We start from the raw sequence: 20559 nt of genomic DNA on the forward strand, positions 1-20559 counted from the left end.
ACCGACACGGCATTCAGTTGGTGGGTCCAAAGTGAACGCATCGAGAAATACTGCCTGGGCGGACACTCACGAACCAGAGGGGGGAGCGAGAGGCGGCATGTCATCGAACACTGCGCAGCCGTCGGGGTATGCCATCCACGGCATGCCTTGCGCGCACCGTACTGCGATGGTGGGAACCGGCAGCGTCGGATCGGCGAAGCAGCCTCCAGCAAATCCTGTCTGGCCGGGCCTCCATGCTCCGAACGACCTCCAATAGATCGTTGAACCGCACCTTGAGCAGAACCAGCGTTTGCCGAAACCCTCGAGGATCGCCAGCGGACCTTCCACCCGACTGACCTGTTCATCGTGGAAGTAGACCGACCATCCGAACGGCGCGCCCGTACGCCGTTTGCAATTGTCGCAGCTACAGAGCCCGCTGCTGACCGGCTCGCCCTCAACCTCGACTTCGCACGCCTGACACGCACATCGCGCTGTTCGAACGGTCATGGCATTCCCCCTGATCCCGGCGGCCGCCAACATCACGGAGGCGGCAGCGGAAGCCTGATCGTAGCGTCATGCTACGTCCGCATTCCACCCCGCGCAGACCTTGAGCGTCGGCTTCCGGGGCGATGGTTCGACGCGCCCGCCGGTCAGGCCGCCGCGGGGGTGAGGTCGAGGCGGGCGGCGACGGCGGCGAGCGTGGCCATGATCGCCGCGCCGATCCACAGGGCGCCGACGCCGAAATAGCGGAAGGCCAGCGCGCCCAGCGCCGCGCCGAGCACCAGGCCCAGCCACAGCAGCAGGTACGGGGCCCAGGCGAAGCGGTCCTCGCCGAGCAGGGCGGCGGTGATCCCCTTGCCGAGCTTGACGAGGGCGCCGGTCATGTAGGTCAGGCCGATGCGGACCTCGCCGTCCTGGGCGAAGACGGTGTTCTCGGCCCCCATGGCGAAGGCGAGCGCCAGGATCGCCAAGGGCGCGGCCTCGAGCGAGGCCAGGGTCGCGGCGGCGGCCAGGCACAGGGCGACGAGGGTCAGGACCGTCGGCGCGCGGCGCGGGCCGGCCCGGCGTCCGAGCAGCGCCCCGGCCGACACCCCGGCCACGAAGGCGACGATCAGGCCGAGCGCGAAGAGCGCATAGGGCTCGCGGTCGGTGAGCCCGACGGCGAGCCGGGTGGAGTTGCCGCTCATGAAGGAGACGAAGAAGCCGCCGGTGATCAGGAACCCCACGGCGTCGACGAAACCGGCCACGGCCGAAAAGCCCGAAGCCAGCAGCCGGACTTGACCATCGAGACGTTTCAGAGCGCCCTCTCCTTGAACCCGGCGCCAGGGCGCGATCCGTTCCGGTGGAAGCGGATCGCGCTCAGGACTCTTTGAATTTACGGTGTTTTATTCGCCGAACCGGCGTCCGCTCCGGCGAAGGCTGCGCTAGGCCTTGGTGTCGACCGAGCCGCCGGATTCGCCGTCGCCCACGGCGTAGGGGTTGGCGCCGGACGGGGCCGGATCGGCGGCGGGCGCCTCGGCGCCCGAGCCCTTGGCGGCGACCACGACCATGGCCGGGCGGATCAGGCGGCCGAGCAGCTCATAGCCCGGCTGCAGCACCTGGATGACGCCGCCGGCGGGGACGTCGGCCGAGGGCTGTTCCATCATCGCCTGGTGCTGGTGGGGATCGAACTTCTCGCCCTTGGGCGGGTCGATCTTCTTGAGGCCATTGCTCTCGAAGGCGCCGATCAGCGACTTCTGGGTCATCTCCATGCCGATCACGAAATTCTTCACGGCCGGATCGTCGACCGGCGCGGCCAGGGCGCGGTCGAGGGTGTCGGCGACGGCCAGCAGGTCGCGGCCGAACTTCTGGATGGCGTAGGCGCGCGCGTCGTTGGCCTCGCGCTCGGCGCGGCGCTTGGCGTTCTCGGCGTCGGCGGCGACCCGCAGCACCTGGTCCTTCAGGGCCTGGTTCTCGGCGCGCAGGGCGATCAGCTCTTCGGCCGCGGCGTCCGCGACTTCGTTGAATTCTTCGGCCGGCGTTTGATCGTCGGACATCTTGTAATCCTCTACGAGTTCGTCACCTGGGACAGGACGCGGGCGGTATAGTCCACCAGCGGGATGACCCGGGCATAGTTTAGGCGGGCCGGACCGATCACCCCGATCGCGCCCAGCACCTTCTGCCGGCCCGTCATATAGGGCGCGGCGATGACGGCGGAACCCGAAAGGGAAAAGAGTCGCGTTTCGGCGCCGATATAGATGCGCACGCCCTGGGCGTCCCGCACGTCGTCCAGCAAACCGATCAACTGTTCCTTTTGTTCGAGGTCGTCGAACAGCATCCGCACGCGCTCGAGGTCGTCGAGGGTTTCGCGGTCGGCCAGCAGGTTGGCGCGGCCGCGCACGATCAGCGCCCGCTCGGCCCCCTCGCCGCCGCCCCAGGCGGCCATGCCGTCCTCGACCAGCCGCGCGGCGGTCTCGTTGAGCTGGCGGCGGGCGTCGTCCAGCTCGCGGCGGATCTCCAGTCCGGCCTCGCCCAGGGTGCGGCCGCGCAGCCGCGCGTTCATGAAGTTGGACGCCTCCTGCAGCGAGGAGGGGGTGACGCCGGCGGCCAGGCGCATCAGGCGGTTCTCGACCACCCCGTCCTCGAAGACCATCACCGCCAGGGCCTGGTCGGCCGAAAGGGCGACGAACTCGACGTGCTTGACGCCGGCGTCGCGCACCGGGGTGACGACGATGCCGGCCCCGCCGGCCAGCCCCGAGAGGATGGCCGAGGCCTCGTTCAGCGCCTCCTCGAAATTGTGGCCCTTGGCCGAGAGCCGGGCCTCGATCGACTTGCGGTCGTCCTCGGAGACGTCGCCCACCTCCAGCAGGCCGTCGACGAACAGCCGCAGGCCGGCATGGGTCGGCACCCGGCCGGCGCTGATGTGCGGCGCGCCCAGCAGGCCGAGCTGGGTCAGGTCCTGCATGGTGTTGCGGATCGAGGCGGGGGAAAGGTGGACCCCGCCCTTGGAGAGCGTGCGCGAGCCGACCGGCTCGCCGGTCTCCAGATAGCCCTCGACCACCCGGCGGAAGATCTCGCGGGCGCGCTCGTCGAGTTCGGCGAGCGAAGGCCCGGGGGAAAGCAACGGGGTCACCACGGGCGGCGGTGCTCGGTCTGGGCCATGGACGGAACCTCTTTCATCTAGGATAAGCCGCCCGACGCAAGACGCCAGACCCCATAGTTTCCCAGGACCGCCCCATGCGCCCCTCCGACCGCACGCCCGACATGCTCCGCACCGTGACCCTGGAGACCGGGGTCAACCGCTACGCCGAGGGCTCGTGCCTCGTCAGCTTCGGCCACACCAAGGTGCTGGTCACCGCCAGCGTCGAGGAGCGGGTGCCCGGCTTCATGCGCGGCCGCGGCGTGGGCTGGGTGACGGCCGAGTACGGCATGCTGCCGCGCGCGACCCACACCCGCGGCCGCCGCGAGGCCTCGGAAGGCAAGCAGTCGGGCCGCACCCAGGAGATCCAGCGGCTGATCGGCCGCTCGATGCGCGCGGTGGTCGATCCCGCGGCGCTGGGCGAGCGGCAGATCTCCATCGACTGCGACGTGATCCAGGCCGACGGCGGCACCCGCACCGCAGCGATCACCGGCGCCTGGGTGGCGCTGCGCATGGCCACGCAATACCTGCTGGACGAGGGCGTGATCGCCAAGGACCCGATCCTCGACCAGGTCGCGGCGGTCTCCTGCGGCGTCTACGACAACACCCCGGTGCTGGACCTGGAGTACGAAGAGGACTCCAACGCCGAGGCCGACGCCAACTTCGTGCTGACCGGCAAGGGCGACATCGTCGAGATCCAGGCCACCGGCGAGAAGCGCGGCTTCACCCAGGACGAGTTCGAGGCGCTGTTCAGCCTGGCCCGCAAGGGCATCGGCGAGCTGTGCGAAGCCCAGCGCGCGGCGACGGCGAAGTAGGGCGCTTCAACGCGTCGTCCCGCTTTCCGGCCCCAAAAACAAAAGACCCCGCCCCGGGGAGGGCGGGGCGGGGTCTCGTGGACTAGACGGGCGGCTGGGGGGAGGAGGGGCCGCTTGTCGTCTAGAAGCCGTTCAGCAGATAGCGGAACGACGATGCCGGCATGCGCGCGAGCTCGCGGGCGAAGGGGCCCAGCATCCAGTCGATGACGCGTTCGATAGCGTTAGCCATGCCCATCTCCTTTTTTGTGCGGCGCAGCAAATGTTGCGGTGCATCTAGGGAGGTCTTGGCGACTATGCAAGAGGCTTGGGGCTGAATCTTGCCTAGTGAAGCAAAATTTGGGGCATGTCCTTCCGGGTGATGCCTAAAGGTCACGCTCGGGCTTGCGCCGGGGCCGTTCGCGCATGACGCCGGGATAGCCCTTGAGCGGCGAGAGGGCGGCGCCCTCGTAGATCCAGTCGGCCTTCTCGTGCAGGGCGAGGTGGTAGCGCGGCTCGCGGCCGGTGCGGGTCTCGAACACGCCGCGGGGGATGTTGACCATCTTCGGCGAGCGCGGCCGCTCATAGAGCATCGGCGTGCCGCAGCGGGCGCAGAAGCTGCGGGCCGCGCCGGTGTCCGGGTCCTCGTAGCGGGTCAGGTGCTCCTCGCCGTCGAGCAGTCGGAAGCGGCTGCGCCAGGAGCCGACATAGGTGGCGTAGGCGCCGCCGTGGGCGCGGCGGCCGGCCTGGGAATGGTCGTGCCAGGCCCAGACGGCCGGGACGTCGATCTCCAGCCGCACGGCGCCGCAGGCGCACTGGCCGATCGACTGGATGGCGGAGCGTTTGGCGTCGGACATTCGGGACCCTCGACTTCGGACGCGAGCCTAGCGCGGCGCGAGGGCGGCCTCCAACGCGATCAAGCGGCTGGACTTCGCGGCGGCGGGCTTGCTTAGAAGCGCCAGCCTAAATGCGAGACCAGACATGAGCCGCTTCTGGAGCGACCTGACCCACCAGCTCAAGCCCTATACGCCCGGCGAGCAGCCGCGGATGGCGGACCTGGTCAAGCTGAACACCAACGAGAGCCCGACCGGGCCCTCGCCGAAAGCCATGGCGGCGATCGCGGCGGAGGCGGCCGACACGCTGCGGCTCTATCCGGACCCGGAGGCGCGGGCGCTGCGCGAGACCCTGGCGCGCTATCACGGCGTCGCGCCCGAGCAGGTGTTCGTCGGCAACGGCTCGGACGAGGTGCTGGCCCATGCGTTCGCCGCGCTGCTGAAGCACGAGGCGCCGCTGCTGTTCCCCGACATCACCTACAGCTTCTATCCGGTCTATTGCCGGCTGTTCGGGGTCGCCTATGAGACCGTGCCGCTGGACGGCGCGATGGCGGTGCGGATCGAGGACTACCGGCGCCCGGCGGGCGCGATCATCCTGCCCAACCCCAACGCCCCGACCGGGGTGGCCCTGAGCCGCGCGCAGATCAGGCAGTTGCTGGACGAGCATCCCGAGGCGCCGGTGGTGATCGACGAGGCCTATGTCGACTTCGGCGCCCAGACGGCGATCCCGCTGGTCGCAGAGCACCCCAACCTGCTGGTGGTGCAGACCATGTCGAAATCGCGGGCCCTGGCCGGCCTGCGGGTCGGCTATGCGATCGGAGACGCGGCCCTGATCGAGGGGCTGACGCGGGTGAAGGACAGCTTCAATTCGTACCCGCTGGGGCGCCCGGCCCAGGCCGGGGCCATCGCCTCGATCGAGGACGAAGCGTTCTTCCAGGCCTCGCGGGAAGCGGTGATCGCCGAGCGCGGCCGGCTGACGGCGGGGCTGGAGGCGCGCGGCTTCACGGCGTCGCCGTCCAGCGCCAACTTCGTGTTCGCGCGCCACGGATCGCGCGGCGGGGCGGACCTGGCCGCGGCGCTGCGCGAGCGGGCGGTGATCGTGCGCCATTTCGCGGCCCCGCGGACCGCCGACCATCTGCGCATCACGGTGGGGACCCCGGCCCAGACCGACCGGCTGCTGGAGGCGCTGGACGAGGTGCTGGGCGGTGGACCTGGCTGAGGAAGTCCGACAAGCTTGATCGGATGGAGAACGGGCACGGCCATCGGCGCGACCGGATGAGGCTGAGCCGGGTCGTCGCGGGGATCTACGCGCTGCTCTGCGTCGCGGCCCTGGCCCTGATCCCGATCAGCGCCCGGGGCTGGTTCGGCCTGGAGGCCGATCCGCTGGCGGCGGTGCTGGCGATCCTCCTGGCCATGCCCTGGAGCCTGGGCCTGCCCTTTCTGAAGGACCTGGGCGCCTGGACCGGCGCGGCCCTGCTGGCCATCGGCATGGGCGCGAACGTGGCGATCATCGTCTGGCTGGGGGCGCTGCTGCGGCGCCGGCGGGGGATCTAGGGTTGGCGCCCTTTGCTGGGCGATCCGGGATGACGCCTGTTTTTCCTCCGGTGGCGGTTGGCGCAAGCTGCTTGGTGGATTTTGAAACACCAAGACCACGAAGGACACTAAGAGCACGAAGGCGCCGTGGCGGGTGGATGGCGTGGTGCGAGGGGTGGAGTGCGCCTTTGGCGCGGTTGTCGCCTTCGTCGCGGGCGTGCTCCCCGTGTCATCCCGGAAAGCCCGCAGGGCTTGTCCGGGACCCGTTCGCGCCGGGCTTGACGAATGAGGCGCGGCCCCGCCCCAAAAGCTCAACTGCACCCCTGTAGCCTTGCTAGGCCGGGGCGATTTCGCCCTTCAGGAACTCGGCCAGGTCGCCGCCGGTGAAGTGCAGGGCGCGGACGCCGGCGCGGGCGGCGGCCTGGAGGTCGGAGTCCTTGTCGCCGACCATCACCGAGCGGGCGAGGTCGACCGGCCATTCGGCCAGGGCGCGCAGGATCATGCCGGGATTGGGCTTGCGGTCGGGCGGGTCGGGATGGCGATAGACCTCGACCTGGGCCAGCGGATGTTGCGGGCAGTAGTAGTAGGCGTCGATGCGGGCGCCGATCTCGGCCAGGCTCTCGCTCATCCTGGCGTGCAGGGCGACGACGTCGTCCTCGGCGTAGTAGCCGCGGCCGACCCCCGACTGGTTGGTCACCACGAACACCCACCAGCCGGCCTGGTTGAAGGCGGCGACGGCTTCGCGGGCGCCGGAGATCCAGTGGAAGTCCTCCCAGCGGTGCACGTAGCCGGGGTCTTCGTTCAGGACGCCGTCGCGGTCGAGGAACAGGGCGGGGCGGAGGATACTCATCGGGGCGGGCTCACGGTTCGCCATTCTATAGCCAAAGACTTGGGGCCCTGCGCGTGGTTTCGCCATGGCCGCGCACCAGTCTATGGTCGGCGCCTGTTTCTGACCCGAGGTCGAGTTGGCCGAGCCAGTCCTTTCCATCGACGATCTGAAGATCGACTTCAAAACCCACGACGGGATCGTCAGCGCCGTGCGCGGCGTCTCGCTGAACGTGGCGCGCGGCGAGGTGCTGGGCGTGGTCGGCGAGAGCGGCTCGGGCAAGAGCCAGACCTTCATGGCGGCCATGGGCCTGCTGGCCGCCAACGGCAAGGCGAGCGGCTCGATCCGCTTCAAGGGTCAGGAGCTGCTGGGGCTGAAGCCCCGGGCGCTGAACAGGATCCGCGGCTCGAAGATGACCATGATCTTCCAGGACCCGCTGACCGCGCTGACGCCGCACGTGCGCATCGGCGAGCAGATCGCCGAGCCGCTGCGGCTGCACCTGGGCATGAGCGACTCCGCGGCCCGCATCCAGGCGCGCCAGTGGCTGAAGCACGTGCGCATCCCCGAGGCTGAGCGGCGGATGGAGCAGTATCCGCACGAGCTGTCGGGGGGCATGCGCCAGCGGGTGATGATCGCCGCGGCCATGGCCTGCTCGCCGCAACTGCTGATCGCCGACGAGCCGACCACGGCGCTGGACGTGACCGTGCAGGCCGAGATCCTGGACCTGATGGCCGAGCTGGGCCGCGAGACCGGCGCGGCGATGGTGCTGATCACCCACGACATGGGGGTGATCGCGCGGCTGGCCGACCGGGTCTGCGTGATGAAGAACGGCGCCTATGTCGAGGAGGGCGAGGCGAGGGCCCTGTTCGCCGCGCCGAAGGACCCCTACACCCAGGCGCTGCTGGCGGCGATCCCGCGGCTGGACCGCGACGACCGCGGCGGGCGTCCGACCCTGGACCCGGTGGCGGCGGACGCGCCGGTGGTGGTCGAGGGCAAGGACATCAAGGTCCATTTCCCGGTGCGCGAGGGCGTGTTCGGGGCCAGGGCGGCGCTGCGGGCGGTCGACGGCGTCTCGTTCCAGGTGCGCCAGGGCGAGACCCTGGGCGTGGTCGGCGAGAGCGGCTGCGGCAAGTCCACCCTGTCGCGGGCGGTGCTGAACCTGATCCCGCCCACCCAGGGCGCGGTGACCGTGCTCGGCCGCGACATCACCCATGCCGACCGCGAGTCGATGCGCGCCGCGCGCCGCGACCTGCAGATCGTCTTCCAGGACCCGCTGGCCAGCCTCGATCCGCGCATGACCATCGGCGATTCCATCGCCGAGCCGCTGGCGGTGTTCCGCCCCGAGCTGAAGGGCGCGGCGCGCGAGACCCAGGTGCGGGCGATGATGGAACGGGCGGGGCTGTCGACGGGGCTGATCAACCGCTATCCGCACGAGCTGTCGGGCGGCCAGAACCAGCGGGTCGGCATCGCCCGGGCGATGATCCTGGAGCCCAGGCTGGTGATCTGCGACGAGGCGGTCTCGGCGCTGGACGTGTCGATCCGCGCCCAGATCATCGACCTGCTGATCGAGCTGCAGAAGCAGATGGGCATGGCGATGATCTTCATCAGCCACGACCTGGCGGTGGTGCGCGAGATCAGCCATCGGGTGATGGTGCTCTATCTGGGCCGGGTGATGGAGGAGGCCAGCCGCGAGCAGCTCTACGCCGACCCGCGGCATCCCTACACCAAGGCGCTGCTGTCGGCCGCGCCGATCCCCGACCCGGCGGCCGAACGCAGCCGCCAGCGGATCAAGCTGACCGGCGAGCCGCCCTCGCCGATGGACCCGAGGAGCGCCCTGCGGTTCCTGCCGTCCAAGCTGAGCGCCGAGGGGCCGGTCTATGTCCCGCAACTGAAGGAGGTCGCGCCTGGCCACCTGGTCAGCGAGTACGACCCGGCATGAGCGGCGTCGTGAAAGTAGATCCTCCCCCCTTGGGGGAGGTGGCGTGCGAAGCGCGACGGAGGGGGACTGCTCTCAGGCTGCTGAGTCAAAGTCCCCCTCAGTCAGCCATTCGGCTGACAGCTCCCCCAGCGGGGGAGCATCCCTGCGTTTGCGTTCTGGGATTTCCGGCATGACCACCCAGATCATTCCCGTCCTGATGTCGGGCGGTGCGGGGACGCGGCTTTGGCCGTTATCGCGCTCGGGGCGGCCCAAGCAGTTCCACCGGCTGGGCGGCGAGCACAGCCTGATCCAGGACACCGCCCTGCGGCTGGCCGGCGAGGGGTTCGCGGCCCCGGTGGTGGTCTGCGCCGCGGCGCATGCGGACCTGGCGCGCAGCCAGCTTCGGGAGGTGGGGATCACGCCGGCGGCGCTGATCACCGAGCCGGCCCCGCGCAACACCGCCCCGGCCTCGGTGGCGGCGGCGGCCTATGGGGCGGAAATCGACCCGCAGGCGCTGATGGTGCTGATGCACGCCGACAACCTGGTGGCCGACGTGGCGGCGCTGCACGGCGCCATCGCGGCCGGGCGGGCGGCGGCGGAGGCCGGCGAGATCGTGCTGCTGGGCCTCAAGCCCACCGGCCCCTCGACGCTCTACGGCTATATCCAGGCCAAGGGGCAGGGCGCGGTGCGCAAGGTGGCGCGCTTCGTCGAGAAGCCCGACCTGGCCACCGCCCGGCAGTTCGTGGCCGATCCGAACTTCACCTGGAACGGGGGGATGTTCCTGTTCAAGGCCGGGGCGTTCGTCGCCGAGGCGCAGCGGCTGGCGCCGGAGGTGGCGGCGGCGGCGCAGGCGGCGGTGGCCGGGGCGGCGCGGAGCGGCGACGTGGTGGCGCTGTCGGAGGCGTTCCTGGCCGCGCCCAGCATCGCCATCGACGTGGCGGTGATGGAGAAGACCGACAGGGCCAGCGTGGTCGAGGCCGACATCGGCTGGGCCGACGTCGGCAACTGGGGGGCGCTGTGGGAGCTGTCGGCGAAGACCGCGTCCGGCGACGCGCTGGAAGGCGAGGTGGTCGCCGTGGAGACGAAGGACTGCCTGGCGCGGACCGACGGGCCGGTGGTGGTGCTGGCCGGGGTCGAGGACCTGGTGGTGGTGGTCGAGAACGGGGTGGTGCTGGTCACCCGCCGCGACGCCCCCGCCGCGGTGGGGGCCGGGGTCGAGGCGCTGAAGGCCAGGGGGCGAGGCGAGTTGCTCTAGTTTGAGTTGCGGCAACCTCCGGGAAAGACTTGCTGGCTATGGTGCGCGCGAGTTCGGCGCCTGACGCGCCGCCAGGATCGCGCCCGTGGAAATCGACGTTGTTCGCCCGCAGGATCTGACGCCGGCCAGCCTGGAGCGCTGGGCGCAGTTGCAGACCGGGGTGCTGGATTCTCCGTTCCTCTCGCCGCAATGGACGCGCGCGGTCGATCGCGCCCAGAGCGGCGGCCGCCGGGCGATCGAGGTGGCGGTGCTGAAGCAGGACGGCCGCGAGGTGGGATATTTCCCGGCCCGGGTCGGCGCCTATACCGCCATCCCGGTCGGGGCGCCGATGTGCGACTATCAGGCCCTGGTCGCCGAGCCCGGCGTGCAGGTCGATCCCAAGGCGCTGGTCCAGGCCCTGGGCGTGCACCGGCTGGACTTCACCCACATGCTGGAAAGCCAGGCGAGCTTCGCCGCCCATGCGCGCGGCCGGGTGCTGTCGCACGTGGTCGACGTGCGGAACGGCTACGCCGCCTATGAGGCCGAGCGCCGGGCGGCGGGCAAGTCGATCCTGAAGGACAGCGACAAGAAGCGCCGCAAGGTCGAGCGCGAGGTCGGCGAGGCGACGTTCGGGGCGTTTTCGCGCTCGCGGACCGACTTCGACCGGCTGCTGGCCTGGAAGAGCGCCCAGTACAAGGCGACCGGCCAGACCGACATCTTCCAGACCGAGTGGACGCGGGGGCTGCTGCGCGACCTGTTCCAGAGCCGCGATCCCGATTTCGGGGCGGTGCTGTTCACCCTGCATTTCGGCGACCGGCTGGCGGCGGCGCACCTGCACCTGCACGGGCGCCGGACGATCCACGGCTGGCTGATCGCCCACGATCCGGAGTTCGAGCGCTATTCGCCCGGCATCCTGCTGTTCCAGGACATCCTGCGCTGGATGGACGAGACGCCCTATTGCCGGCTGGACCTGGGGGCCGGCGACTACCGGTTCAAGCGCGAGCTGGCCAATGACGGGCTGTGGGTGAACGACGGCTTCGTCGGCCTGCCCTCGCCGGCGGCGCTGGCGCGGGGGGCGGCCTATGGCGTGCGGCGGGCGGCCGAAGCGCTGCCGCTGGGCCGGGCCTCGGATCTGCCCGGCAAGGCCATGCGGCGGATGGACGTCTGGCGCGGGTTGCGCTGAGCGCGCTTTACACCGCCGGGCCCCTGCCCAATGCTCCGGCGACCAGAAGGAGCATGCGATGACCTCCACCATCGGACGGCGTCTGACCCTGGCCGCCGCCGCGGCCCTGGCCCTGGCCGGATGCGGCCAGCAGGCGGCCAAGCCCGCCGACGCCCCGGCCGAAGCCCCGGCGCCGGTCGCGGCCGCGCCGGCGCTCGACCCGGCGGCGCTGCAGGCGCTGCTGACGCCCGACGAGACGCTGGAGGTCGTGAGCCTCGATGCGGCCGGCGCGGCCAGCGCCAGCGGCGAGGTCAAGGGCTACAAGGCGCCGGTCTACGCCGTGCCGGTCGCCGCCGGGCAGACCTTGAGCGTGACCTTCGAGCCCTCGAACGCCAACCTCTACGTCAATGTGGCGGATGCGGCCGACACCAGCGGCGCGGCCGTGCACCGCGGCGAGGTCGATGGTCCCCAGGCCAGCGTCACCGCGGAGAAGGCCGGGGTCTATCTGATCAAGCCGTTCCAGCCGCGCGCCACCGCCCGCCGGGGCGAGGGCGGGACCTTCAAGCTGGCGGTGGCGGTGAAGTAGGCGGAACTCGGCCGGGTCAGCCGGCGGCGGTCATCGACACCACGACCTTCCCCTTGGCCCGGCCGGCTTCGAGGTAGGCCATGGCGTCCGCAATCCTGGAGAACGGGAAGGTGCGGTCGATGACGACCTGCAGCTGGCCGTCGGCGATCCACTGGGCGAGCTGGGCCAGGTCCGCGCCGCTCGGCCGCATGAACATGTAGCGATAGTCGACGCCCGCCGCGCGGGCCTGGCGGCGGACGCCGCGGCTGATCAGCCAGAAGAGGGCGGCCAGGCCCTTGCGTCCGCCCAGGTCGAGCATCGCCGTGCGCGGCTCTGGAACCGCAGCGACCGACACGACCTTGGCGCCCGGCTTCACGACCTGGAACATCCGCTCCAGCGTCGCGCCGCCGACGAGGTCGAGGCCGGCGTCGAACTCCCGGTCCAGGCGCGAGAGGTCGTCGCTCGTGTAGTCGATGACCGCGTCGGCCCCGAGGGCGCGGACCAGCGCCTCGCCGCGCGGCGAGGCGGTCGTGGTGACGTGGGCGCCCAGCAGCTTTGCGATCTGGATCGCGAACGTGCCCACGCCCCCGGCGCCGCCGGAGATGAAGACCTTCTGGCCGGCGGCGACGTGCAGTTCGTCGCGCAGCGCCTGCAGGGCGGTGAGCGCGGCCAGCGGGACCCCGGCGGCGGTCTCGAGGTCGAGCACGGCCGGCGCCAGGGCGGCGTAGTCCTCGCTCACGACGGCCAGTTCGGCGAAGGCGCCGGGACGGTCCTTCTCGACCCGCGCATACACCCGATCGCCCACCGAGAAGCGCGTGACCGTAGCGCCGACCGCCACGACCTCGCCCGCGAACTCGCAGCCCAGGACGATGGGGAGCTTCAACCGATAGAGGGGGCGCAGCCGGCCTTTGCGGAAGCCGATGTCGACCGGGTTCAGGCCCGCCGCGCGCACGGCGACGAGCAGCTCGTGGGGACCGGGCGTGGGCGCGGGGAAGTCCGTCAGAACCGCGTTGCCGGCGTCGCCGTACCGCTGGAGAACATAGGCTCGCATGGGGATGCTCCTCTCGACGACGGCTGCTCTAACCTTTAAGTCAAGTTGAAGGTCAACAGCGGAGGGCCGGGATCGTGCTGATCGGTGAGATCGCGAGACAGACGGGGCTGTCGGCGTCGCGCATCCGTTTCTACGAGTCGCAAGGACTGCTGAACGCCGAGCGCCGGCCCAACGGCTATCGGACCTACGCCGCCGATACGCTGACCGCGCTCAGCATCATCACAAGCGCGCAGGACGCCGGCTTCTCGCTGGACGAGATCCGTCGGCTGTTGCCGAGCGATCCGGCGGCCCCGCGCCACGGCGACCTTGTCGCCGCCCTGCGCGGGAAGCTCGCCGACATCCGCGCGATGGAGAAGCGGCTGGCGCGAACGCGGCGGCGGCTGGAGGACCTGGTCGCCGACATCGAGGCGCGGCCCGACGGGCTGTCCTGCGAGGAGAACGCCGACCGGATCCTGCGGAATTTCGCGGCCGCGCAATAGGCCGCGGCCAAGCGGTGATTGCCGTTGGGGGCCTGCACGGCTAGACGTGGCCCATCTCCCACATCGGCTCCGACATGACGCTTTCCATCGACGACATCCGCGCCGCCGCCGGCCGGCTGAAAGGCCACATCGAGCGCACGCCCTGCCGCCATTCGCGGACCCTGTCGGAGATCACCGGCGCCGACGTGTGGGTGAAGTTCGAGAACCTGCAGTTCACCGCCGCCTACAAGGAGCGCGGGGCGCTCAACACCCTGCTGCAACTGTCGGACAACGAGCGCGGGCGCGGGGTGATCGCCGCCTCGGCCGGCAACCACAGCCAGGGCCTGGCCTATCACGCCGCGCGGCTGGGCATTCCGGTGACCATCGTCATGCCGCGCTCGACCCCGTTCGTGAAGGTGCAGCAGACCCGCGGCCACGGCGCGCAGGTGGTGCTGGACGGCGACAATTACGACGAGGCCTCGCAGGTCGCCATGCGGCTGCGCGACGAGCAGGACCTGGCCTTCATCCATCCGTTCAACGACCTGCAGGTGATGGCCGGCCAGGGGACGGTGGCGCTCGAGATGTTCGAGGACGTGCCCGACCTGGAAGCCCTGCCGATCCCGATCGGCGGCGGCGGGCTGATCGCCGGCTGCGCGACGGTGGCCAAGTCGCTGAACCCCAAGGTCGAGGTGATCGGGGTCGAGCCGGCCATGTACCCGTCCTTCACCGCCAAGATGCGCGGCGTGAACGGGGCGACCGTCACCGGCGGCGGGGCGACCATCGCCGAGGGCATCGCGGTCAAGCAGGTGGGCGACCTCTCCTACGCCATCGCCCGGCCGCTGATCGACGACGTGCTGCTGATCGAGGAGCCGCACTTCGAGCGGGCGGTGGCGCTGTACTGCAACGTCGAGAAGACCGTGGTCGAGGGCGCGGGCGCGGCCTCGCTGGCGGCGCTGCTGGCCTATCCGGGCAAGTTCAAGGGCAAGAAGGTCGGGCTGATCATCACCGGCGGCAACATCGACACCCGGCTGCTGGCCTCGGTGCTGACCCGCGAGCTGGTGCGCGACCAGCGGCTGGTCTCGCTGCGGATCATCGGCGACGACCGGCCGGGCCTGCTGGCCACGGTCTCGGCGGTGATCGGCCAGATGGGGGCCAACATCATCGAGGTGGCGCACAACCGCCTGGCCCTGGACGTGCCGGCCAAGGGCGCGGAGTTCGACATCATGATCGAGACCCGCGACGCCCAGCACACCCAGGAAATCATGGACGCCCTGCGCGAGCACGGCTATCCGCCGCGCGCCGTCTAGGAACAGCCGACATGAAGCGCCTTCTTCCCGTCCTCGCCGTCCTGCTGCTGGCCGCCTGCGGCCGCGGCGGCGCCGATCCCGCCGACCTCGCCAAGTCCGCCGCCGAGGCCCAGGCGTTCATGGAGACCAACGGCAAGGCCGAGGGGGTCCAGACCCTGCCCTCGGGCGTGCAGTACAAGATCGTCCGCTCAGGTCCCGCCGGCGGCCTGAAGCCCGGTCCCAACGACGAGGTGAAGGTCCACTACGAAGGCAAGCTGACGGACGGCAAGGTGTTCGACTCGTCCTACGAGCGCGGCGCCCCGGCGGCGATGCCGCTGCCGGCGCTGATCCCGGCCTGGAAGGAAGCCCTGCAACTGATGCGGCCGGGCGACGAGTGGACGCTCTACGTCCCGCCGGCCCAGGGCTATGGCGAGGAAGGCGCGGGCGGCGGCGAGATCCCGCCCAACAGCGTGCTGATCTTCCGCATCGAACTGATCGACGTGCTGCCGGCGCCGGGGCGCATCGGGCGGGGGTAGGGACGGCCGGCGCGCCGGCTCAAGCAAGAGTGTCATCCCGGTTTGCGAAGCAGGACCGGGACCCATGAACACCGGATGGATCGAGGGGCGGCTCGTCCGCAGCCTCATCCCAGGGCCCAGGCGCGAATGGGTCCCGGTCTTCGGCCCTTGGCCGAAACCGGGATGACACGCGTGTCGGGAGCTTCCTCAGCCCAGCTTCATCCGCAGCGCGCCCATGTAGTCGCGCTTGCCGATCGGCACGCCGCGCGAACGCAGCAGGTCGTAGGCGGTGGTGGCGTGGAAGTGCAGGTTGGGCAGCGAGAACGACATCAGGAAGTTTTCGGCGACGAACGGGATCTTCGTGCCGCGGAATTCGAAGAACACGTCCTTGCCTTCGTAGGCGTTGATCTCGTCCGGCTTGATCGCCGAGAGCTTGGCGTGCGCGTCCTTGATCAGCGCGATCAGGGCCGGCAGGTCCTGGGCGCTCTGGTCGCCGCCGGGCGAGAAGACGCCGGCCTTCACGCCCTCGATGGCGCCCAGCGAGTGGTGGGCGACCGAGATCACCTGGAAGCGGAAGTCGAACATGTCCTCGCACATCTTCGAGGTCACGATGTCCTGCGGGTCGATCCCGTTGTCCTGGCAGTGGGCCAGGCCGCGTTCCAGGAAGCCGGCCACGCCGCCTACCGTCTGGAGAAATGAAGCCACGCTGACATCGTAGAGTGAGATCGCCATGTTCCGCCCTTATGTGATTTGGGCGGGCAATCTCCTCCGGCGCAGGCGCTGACGCCAGCGGTTTTGCTTCCCTACTTGAACATGCCCTCGCGCAGGTTGATCCCGTGCTCGAGCCAGGCCTTCAGCGCGCACTGCATCTGGGTCCAGCCCTGGCAGTTGCCGTAGGAGGCCTTGAGGCCGACCGGCGTCTGCTTCCAGCCGTGCTCCTCGATGGCGACCAGGGTGCGGCCGTCGTCCAGGCCCTCGAAGGTCATGGTGACCTGGGTCTTGTAGCCGACGTGGGTGACCAGGTTGTCGGCGTTCTCCGGCGGGCCGTCGTTGGCCTCCCACTCGAAGACGATCTTCTCGTTGGGGACCACCTCGATCACCCAGACCGGGAAGGCGCCGGGGAAGTCGGCGAAGTCCCAGTAGACGGTGGCGCCGGTCTCCAGCCGGCCCTTGGCGCCGCCGGTGGTGAAATAGCGCGACAGTTGGGCCGGATCGACGACGGCCTCGAACACCTCGGCCACCGGCCTGGCGATGCGGGCGCTCACCTTGAAGGTCAGATCCATGATCTTGCTCCTTGTTCTGCGGCCATTTATGTTATAAATTTATAACATGTCAAGCGATGACGAAAACGACCTGATTTTCAAGGCGTTGGCCTCGTCGACCCGGCGTCGGATGCTGGACGAGATCAAGGATCGGCCGCTGACCACCGGCGATCTTTGCCAGCGCTTCCCGGAGCTGGACCGCTGCACGGTGATGCAGCACCTGAAGGTGCTGGAGAACGCCGACCTGGTGATCGCCCGGCGCGAGGGGCGCGAGCGCTGGAACCACCTGAACTCGCTGCCGATCAAGCACATCCACGACCGCTGGATCGGTCCCTACGCCGAACGGGCGGTCGGCTTGCTGGACCGCCTGAAGAGCGACCTGGAGGGATGAGCATACCGCTCGCTTGAAGGGTTGCGCCGAGGGGCCGCGCCCTGTTTGCTGGACGCCAAACCAGAAACGAAAACAGGGAAACGCCGCATGCGCCTCGCCAAGCCCCGGATCGCGCCGGTCCAGGACGCCGACCTCAACGACGAGCAGAAGGAGATCCTGGCCCCGATGGGCGAGCGGGTGCTGAACATCTTCCGCACCATGGTCACCGCGCCGAAGGCGGCGAAGGGCTTCCTGGCCTGGGGCAACTATGTGCTGTCCAAGAAGAACGACCTGCCGGCCCGCGAGCGGGAGATCGTGATCCTGCGCATCGGCTATCTCTGCAGGTCGGGCTACGAGTGGACGCAGCACGTGCCGATCGGCCAGCGGGCCGGCCTGACCGACGAGGAGGTGGCGCGCATCAAGGGCGGGGCCGAGGCGGGCGGCTGGAGCGCCGCCGACCAGGCGCTGCTGCGCGCTTCCGACGAGCTGCACCACGACCAGTTCATCACCGACGCGACCTGGGCGGCGCTGAAGGCGCACTTCAGCGACAAGCAGTGCATGGACGTGGTGTTCACCGCCGGCCAGTACACCCAGGTCTCGATGATCCTCAATTCGTTCGGCGTGCAACTGGACGCCGGCCAGACCCTCGATCCCGACCTCAAGGGGTTCTGAGCGTGCGGCTGGCGGGCAAGAGCGCCATCGTCGTCGGCGCGGGCCAGACCCCGGGCGAGACGATCGGCAACGGCCGGGCGATCGCCATGCTGTTCGCCCGCGAGGGGGCGGACGTGCTCTGCGTCGACCGGGTGGCCGAGCGGGCCGAGGAGACGGTGGCGCTGATCGCCGCCGAGGGCGGCCGGGCCGCGGCCTTCGCGGCCAACATCACCCGGGCCGACGAGTGCGCGGCGGCGGTGGAGGCGGCCAAGGCGCGGTTCGGGGCCATCGACATCGTGGTCAACAATGTCGGGATCGGCGGGGGCGGCGACGGGCCGGTGCACAGGCTGACCGAGGAGGCCTTCGACCGCATCCTGGCGGTGAACCTGAAGGGCGCCTGGCAGGTCACCAAGGCGGCGCTGCCGACCCTGCGCGAGCAGGGGAAGGGCGCGATCGTCAACATCTCGTCCCTCGCCTCGATCGCCGGGGGAAACCAGGCCGCCTACGAGATCTCCAAGGCGGCGCTGAACCGGCTGACCACCAGCACCGCCCAGGCCAACGCCGGCAAGGGGGTGCGCTGCAACGCCATCGCCATGGGGCTGCTGGACACGCCGATGGCGGTGGCCGGCATCGCCCAGGCCAGCGGCCAGGAGCAGCAGGCGGTGCGCGAGGCCCGCAACGCCCGCGTGCCGCTGGGCGGCCAGATGGGCACGGCCTGGGACACCGCCTATGCGGCCCTGTTCCTGGCCAGCGACGAGGCGCGGTTCATCACCGGGACGGTGCTGTTCGTCGACGGCGGGATGTCGAGCCGGATCGGGTAGCGGGGACGCCGCCCCCGCGCGCATGCTAGGTCGGGGCTCTCGGCATCAACGGACGAAGCGCGATTCGGATGAAACTCCCCGGCCCCTCCTATGTGAACGACACCTTCTACGGCGTGGCCGACCTGAACAGCGCGATCGAGGCGCGCGGGGCCCTCATCGACCAGATCCGTGTGAAGTCGGGCATCTTCGCGGCGGACAACCTGATGACCTGGGACAAGACCCTGGGCTTCATCCGCGAGGAGGCGTTCGCCACGGCGGTGAACGCGCACACCCGGCCGGGTCCGGAACGCGCGGCGGTCTGGCGCTACAACACCCTGGTCTGGGCCGCGCGCCAGGCCGCGCCCCTGGAGGGGGATTTCGTCGAGTGCGCCTGCTATCGCGGCAACACCGCGCGCATCGTCGCCGACCTAGTCGACATCTCGAACCGCCGCTACTTCCTCTATGACCTGTTCGACCACGACGAGACCATGCCGCACCACGCGATGCCGGCGCATTCCAAGACCCTGTACGACGAGGTCCGGGCGCGCTTCCCCGAGCCGAACGTGATCATCACCCAGGGCCGCGTGCCCGAGAGCCTGGCGATCGCCTCGCCCGAGAAGATCGCGCTGATGCATATCGACATGAACAATGTCGACGCCGAGATCGGCGCGCTGGAGGTGCTGTGGGACCGGGTCGCGCCGGGCGGGGTGGTGGTGCTCGACGACTACGGCTGGCTCGCCTACCACCGCCAGCATTTCGCCGAGCGCGACTGGTTCAAGGCGCGGGGCCAGTTCGTGCTGGAGCTGCCGACCGGCCAGGGGCTGGTCGTCAAGCACGGCTGAGCCGCGAGGCTAGAGCCCGATCCCCCGCGCCATCATCGCGGCGAAGACCGGGATCAGGGCGAAGACGGCGACTTCGGCGATGAGGAAGGGGCGGACGGCCTTCACCTCGGCCAGGCCAAGGGCGAAGGCCGGTTCGGCGCGGGCGCGCTTGCGCCATTGCAGGATGCGGACGGTCGGCGGGGCCGAGAGCAGGCCGACCACGACGAAGGCGCCGATCTTGGCCCAGAACGTCCAGGCGCCGAGATAGGCCTCCGGGCCCTTGACGCCCATATAGACGCGCGCGAAGCCGACGATGAGGATCAGCGTCGCGATCAGGCCGTAGTGCATGTCGACGATCCCCAGCCGGCGCAGGGACGCGCCGGTGAGGCCCGGCCGGATCGTGGCCAGCTCGGCGGCCAGGATCGCCGCCAGGCTGAAGACCAGCAGGTGATGGACGATGGCGAGGACAAGGTCGGTCACGGGCGCGCTCCGTTGGCTGTCGGGCGACAGTGACGCTTTCGGCTTACAATGTAAATAGTCGACCTCAGGCCAGGCGCAGGACGACGGCGCCGGCGGCGATCAGCAGGGCCGAGGCGATCCGGGCCGGGGTCGGCTTCTCGCGCAGGACGAACACCGCGATGACCGTGGCGAACAGGATCGACGTCTCGCGCAGGGCTGCGATGACCGCCACCGGGGCGTGGGTCATGGCCCAGAGGGCCAGGCCATAGGAGACGAGGGTGCCGAGGCCGCCGACGACGCCCAGGTGCAGGTTGGCGCGGGCGTAGGGCAGGAAGCTGCGCCAGCGGGCGGCCAGCACCCAGACGACCAGCGGCGCGCCGCTGAGCAGGTTGAGCCAGAGCGTGTAGGCCGCCGGCGCTCCCGACGCGCGCACCCCGACCCCGTCGATCAGGGTGTAGCCGGCGATGACGAAGGCGTTGAGCAGGGCGGCGCGCACGCCCTTGCCGCTGGTCCCGCGCCCGGCCAGGGCCAGGCTGAGCACGCCGCCGCAGATCAGGGCGACCCCGGCCCAGGCGGGGGCGCTGAGGTGCTCGCCCAGCCACAGGCGGCTGACCAGGGCGACGATCAGCGGGGCGGTCCCGCGCATCAGCGGATAGGCTTGGCTCATGTCGGCGCCGCGATAGGCGCGGGCGACCAGCAGGTAGTAGCCGACCTGCAGCACGGTCGAGGCGGCCAGGAACGGCCAGCTCTCGCGCGCCGGCTGGGCCAGGAACGGCAGGGCCAGGGCCGAGATCGCCGCCGCCGAGGCCGCGACCAGGATGGTGGTCAGCAGCTTGTCGGGCGCGAGCTTGACGATCGCGTTCCAGCTTGCGTGCAGCAGGGCCGCGAACAGGACGACGCCGAAGACGCTGAGGGGCATGGGGCGAC

General features: G+C 70.2%; 25 protein-coding genes. 14 read left to right on the forward strand and 11 right to left on the reverse strand.

Going from position 1 to position 20559, the window contains the following annotated elements; translation table 11 throughout:
* Positions 1-66 precede the first annotated feature (66 nt).
* From RTL41_RS20900 to hrcA, 4 genes are all read right to left on the reverse strand, one after another.
* On the reverse strand, positions 67-519 hold the full coding sequence (locus RTL41_RS20900; RefSeq protein WP_409418344.1) for a GFA family protein: 453 nt from the start codon (positions 517-519) through the stop codon (positions 67-69).
* A gap of 110 nt (positions 520-629) precedes the next feature.
* Positions 630-1313: a YoaK family protein gene (locus tag RTL41_RS16095; RefSeq protein WP_409418345.1), complete on the reverse strand. Its 684-nt coding sequence runs from the start codon at positions 1311-1313 to the stop codon at positions 630-632.
* A 90-nt stretch (positions 1314-1403) separates the two neighbouring features.
* Positions 1404-2015 (reverse strand): nucleotide exchange factor GrpE, encoded by a 612-nt coding sequence (grpE, locus tag RTL41_RS16100; protein ID WP_312166096.1) that lies wholly within the window; start codon positions 2013-2015, stop codon positions 1404-1406.
* Positions 2016-2026: 11 nt separating this feature from the next.
* Positions 2027-3094, reverse strand: a complete 1068-nt coding sequence (gene hrcA / locus RTL41_RS16105; RefSeq protein WP_312166097.1) for a heat-inducible transcriptional repressor HrcA — start codon at positions 3092-3094, stop codon at positions 2027-2029.
* Positions 3095-3195: 101 nt separating this feature from the next.
* Here hrcA and rph point away from each other — a divergent pair, with 101 nt between their 5' ends.
* On the forward strand, positions 3196-3912 hold the full coding sequence (gene rph, locus RTL41_RS16110; RefSeq protein ID WP_312166098.1) for a ribonuclease PH: 717 nt from the start codon (positions 3196-3198) through the stop codon (positions 3910-3912).
* A 362-nt stretch (positions 3913-4274) separates the two neighbouring features.
* On the opposite strand, the gene RTL41_RS16115 is transcribed toward rph, so the two are convergent.
* On the reverse strand, positions 4275-4745 hold the full coding sequence (locus RTL41_RS16115) for a GFA family protein (RefSeq protein ID WP_312166099.1): 471 nt from the start codon (positions 4743-4745) through the stop codon (positions 4275-4277).
* 124 nt (positions 4746-4869) lie between these two features.
* Between RTL41_RS16115 and hisC the strand changes: the two genes are divergently transcribed.
* Together hisC and RTL41_RS16125 are read left to right on the forward strand one after the other, a co-directional pair.
* Positions 4870-5940 (forward strand): histidinol-phosphate transaminase, encoded by a 1071-nt coding sequence (gene hisC / locus RTL41_RS16120; protein WP_312166100.1) that lies wholly within the window; start codon positions 4870-4872, stop codon positions 5938-5940.
* Between the two features lie 56 nt (positions 5941-5996).
* Positions 5997-6275, forward strand: coding sequence for a hypothetical protein (locus RTL41_RS16125; protein ID WP_312166101.1), 279 nt, complete (start codon positions 5997-5999; stop codon positions 6273-6275).
* 313 nt (positions 6276-6588) lie between these two features.
* Here the strand turns inward: RTL41_RS16125 and RTL41_RS16130 are convergent, their stop codons facing one another.
* The gene (locus RTL41_RS16130; protein ID WP_312166102.1) at positions 6589-7104 is read right to left on the reverse strand and encodes an HAD family hydrolase; all 516 of its coding nucleotides are present in this window, start codon (positions 7102-7104) and stop codon (positions 6589-6591) included.
* Positions 7105-7219: 115 nt separating this feature from the next.
* Here RTL41_RS16130 and RTL41_RS16135 point away from each other — a divergent pair, with 115 nt between their 5' ends.
* The 4 genes from RTL41_RS16135 to RTL41_RS16150 all read left to right on the forward strand — a co-directional run bounded on the left by RTL41_RS16135 (position 7220) and on the right by RTL41_RS16150 (position 11980).
* Positions 7220-9019: a dipeptide ABC transporter ATP-binding protein gene (locus RTL41_RS16135; protein WP_312166103.1), complete on the forward strand. Its 1800-nt coding sequence runs from the start codon at positions 7220-7222 to the stop codon at positions 9017-9019.
* Between the two features lie 169 nt (positions 9020-9188).
* Entirely contained in the window at positions 9189-10253 is a 1065-nt protein-coding gene (locus RTL41_RS16140) for a sugar phosphate nucleotidyltransferase (RefSeq protein WP_312166104.1), read from the forward strand.
* A gap of 85 nt (positions 10254-10338) precedes the next feature.
* On the forward strand, positions 10339-11415 hold the full coding sequence (locus tag RTL41_RS16145) for a GNAT family N-acetyltransferase (RefSeq protein ID WP_312166105.1): 1077 nt from the start codon (positions 10339-10341) through the stop codon (positions 11413-11415).
* 58 nt (positions 11416-11473) lie between these two features.
* Positions 11474-11980 (forward strand): hypothetical protein, encoded by a 507-nt coding sequence (locus RTL41_RS16150; RefSeq protein ID WP_312166106.1) that lies wholly within the window; start codon positions 11474-11476, stop codon positions 11978-11980.
* A 16-nt stretch (positions 11981-11996) separates the two neighbouring features.
* Here RTL41_RS16150 and RTL41_RS16155 read toward each other — a convergent pair whose 3' ends face one another.
* Complete coding sequence (locus RTL41_RS16155) at positions 11997-13010, reverse strand: NADP-dependent oxidoreductase (protein ID WP_312166107.1); 1014 nt, start codon at positions 13008-13010, stop codon at positions 11997-11999.
* Positions 13011-13084: 74 nt separating this feature from the next.
* Between RTL41_RS16155 and RTL41_RS16160 the strand changes: the two genes are divergently transcribed.
* The 3 genes from RTL41_RS16160 to RTL41_RS16170 all read left to right on the forward strand — a co-directional run bounded on the left by RTL41_RS16160 (position 13085) and on the right by RTL41_RS16170 (position 15290).
* Positions 13085-13489 carry a MerR family transcriptional regulator gene (locus RTL41_RS16160; protein WP_312166108.1) on the forward strand — a complete coding sequence of 135 codons (405 nt, stop codon included), beginning with the start codon at positions 13085-13087 and terminating at the stop codon, positions 13487-13489.
* Positions 13490-13563: 74 nt separating this feature from the next.
* On the forward strand, positions 13564-14775 hold the full coding sequence (locus RTL41_RS16165) for a threonine ammonia-lyase (protein WP_312166109.1): 1212 nt from the start codon (positions 13564-13566) through the stop codon (positions 14773-14775).
* A gap of 11 nt (positions 14776-14786) precedes the next feature.
* Complete coding sequence (locus RTL41_RS16170) at positions 14787-15290, forward strand: FKBP-type peptidyl-prolyl cis-trans isomerase (RefSeq protein ID WP_312166110.1); 504 nt, start codon at positions 14787-14789, stop codon at positions 15288-15290.
* 186 nt (positions 15291-15476) lie between these two features.
* On the opposite strand, the gene RTL41_RS16175 is transcribed toward RTL41_RS16170, so the two are convergent.
* Both RTL41_RS16175 and RTL41_RS16180 read right to left on the reverse strand, forming a co-directional pair.
* The gene (locus RTL41_RS16175; protein ID WP_312166111.1) at positions 15477-16001 is read right to left on the reverse strand and encodes a DUF1993 domain-containing protein; all 525 of its coding nucleotides are present in this window, start codon (positions 15999-16001) and stop codon (positions 15477-15479) included.
* A 71-nt stretch (positions 16002-16072) separates the two neighbouring features.
* Positions 16073-16552, reverse strand: coding sequence for an SRPBCC family protein (locus tag RTL41_RS16180; RefSeq protein WP_312166112.1), 480 nt, complete (start codon positions 16550-16552; stop codon positions 16073-16075).
* Positions 16553-16598: 46 nt separating this feature from the next.
* Here RTL41_RS16180 and RTL41_RS16185 point away from each other — a divergent pair, with 46 nt between their 5' ends.
* The 4 genes from RTL41_RS16185 (at position 16599) to RTL41_RS16200 (ending at position 19194) form a co-directional block, all read left to right on the forward strand.
* Positions 16599-16922: a metalloregulator ArsR/SmtB family transcription factor gene (locus RTL41_RS16185; RefSeq protein ID WP_312166113.1), complete on the forward strand. Its 324-nt coding sequence runs from the start codon at positions 16599-16601 to the stop codon at positions 16920-16922.
* Positions 16923-17009: 87 nt separating this feature from the next.
* A complete protein-coding gene (locus tag RTL41_RS16190) occupies positions 17010-17573 on the forward strand; it encodes a carboxymuconolactone decarboxylase family protein (protein ID WP_312166114.1) in 564 nt (187 codons plus the stop codon).
* 2 nt (positions 17574-17575) lie between these two features.
* A complete protein-coding gene (locus RTL41_RS16195; RefSeq protein ID WP_312166115.1) occupies positions 17576-18373 on the forward strand; it encodes an SDR family NAD(P)-dependent oxidoreductase in 798 nt (265 codons plus the stop codon).
* 68 nt (positions 18374-18441) lie between these two features.
* On the forward strand, positions 18442-19194 hold the full coding sequence (locus RTL41_RS16200) for a TylF/MycF/NovP-related O-methyltransferase (protein WP_312166116.1): 753 nt from the start codon (positions 18442-18444) through the stop codon (positions 19192-19194).
* 9 nt (positions 19195-19203) lie between these two features.
* On the opposite strand, the gene RTL41_RS16205 is transcribed toward RTL41_RS16200, so the two are convergent.
* Positions 19204-19653: a DUF2214 family protein gene (locus RTL41_RS16205; protein ID WP_312166117.1), complete on the reverse strand. Its 450-nt coding sequence runs from the start codon at positions 19651-19653 to the stop codon at positions 19204-19206.
* Positions 19654-19717: 64 nt separating this feature from the next.
* On the reverse strand, positions 19718-20551 hold the full coding sequence (locus RTL41_RS16210) for an SMR family transporter (protein WP_312166118.1): 834 nt from the start codon (positions 20549-20551) through the stop codon (positions 19718-19720).
* Positions 20552-20559: the final 8 nt, after the last annotated feature.

The organism is Phenylobacterium sp. (assembly GCF_031984885.1).
GTDB lineage: Bacteria > Pseudomonadota > Alphaproteobacteria > Caulobacterales > Caulobacteraceae > Phenylobacterium.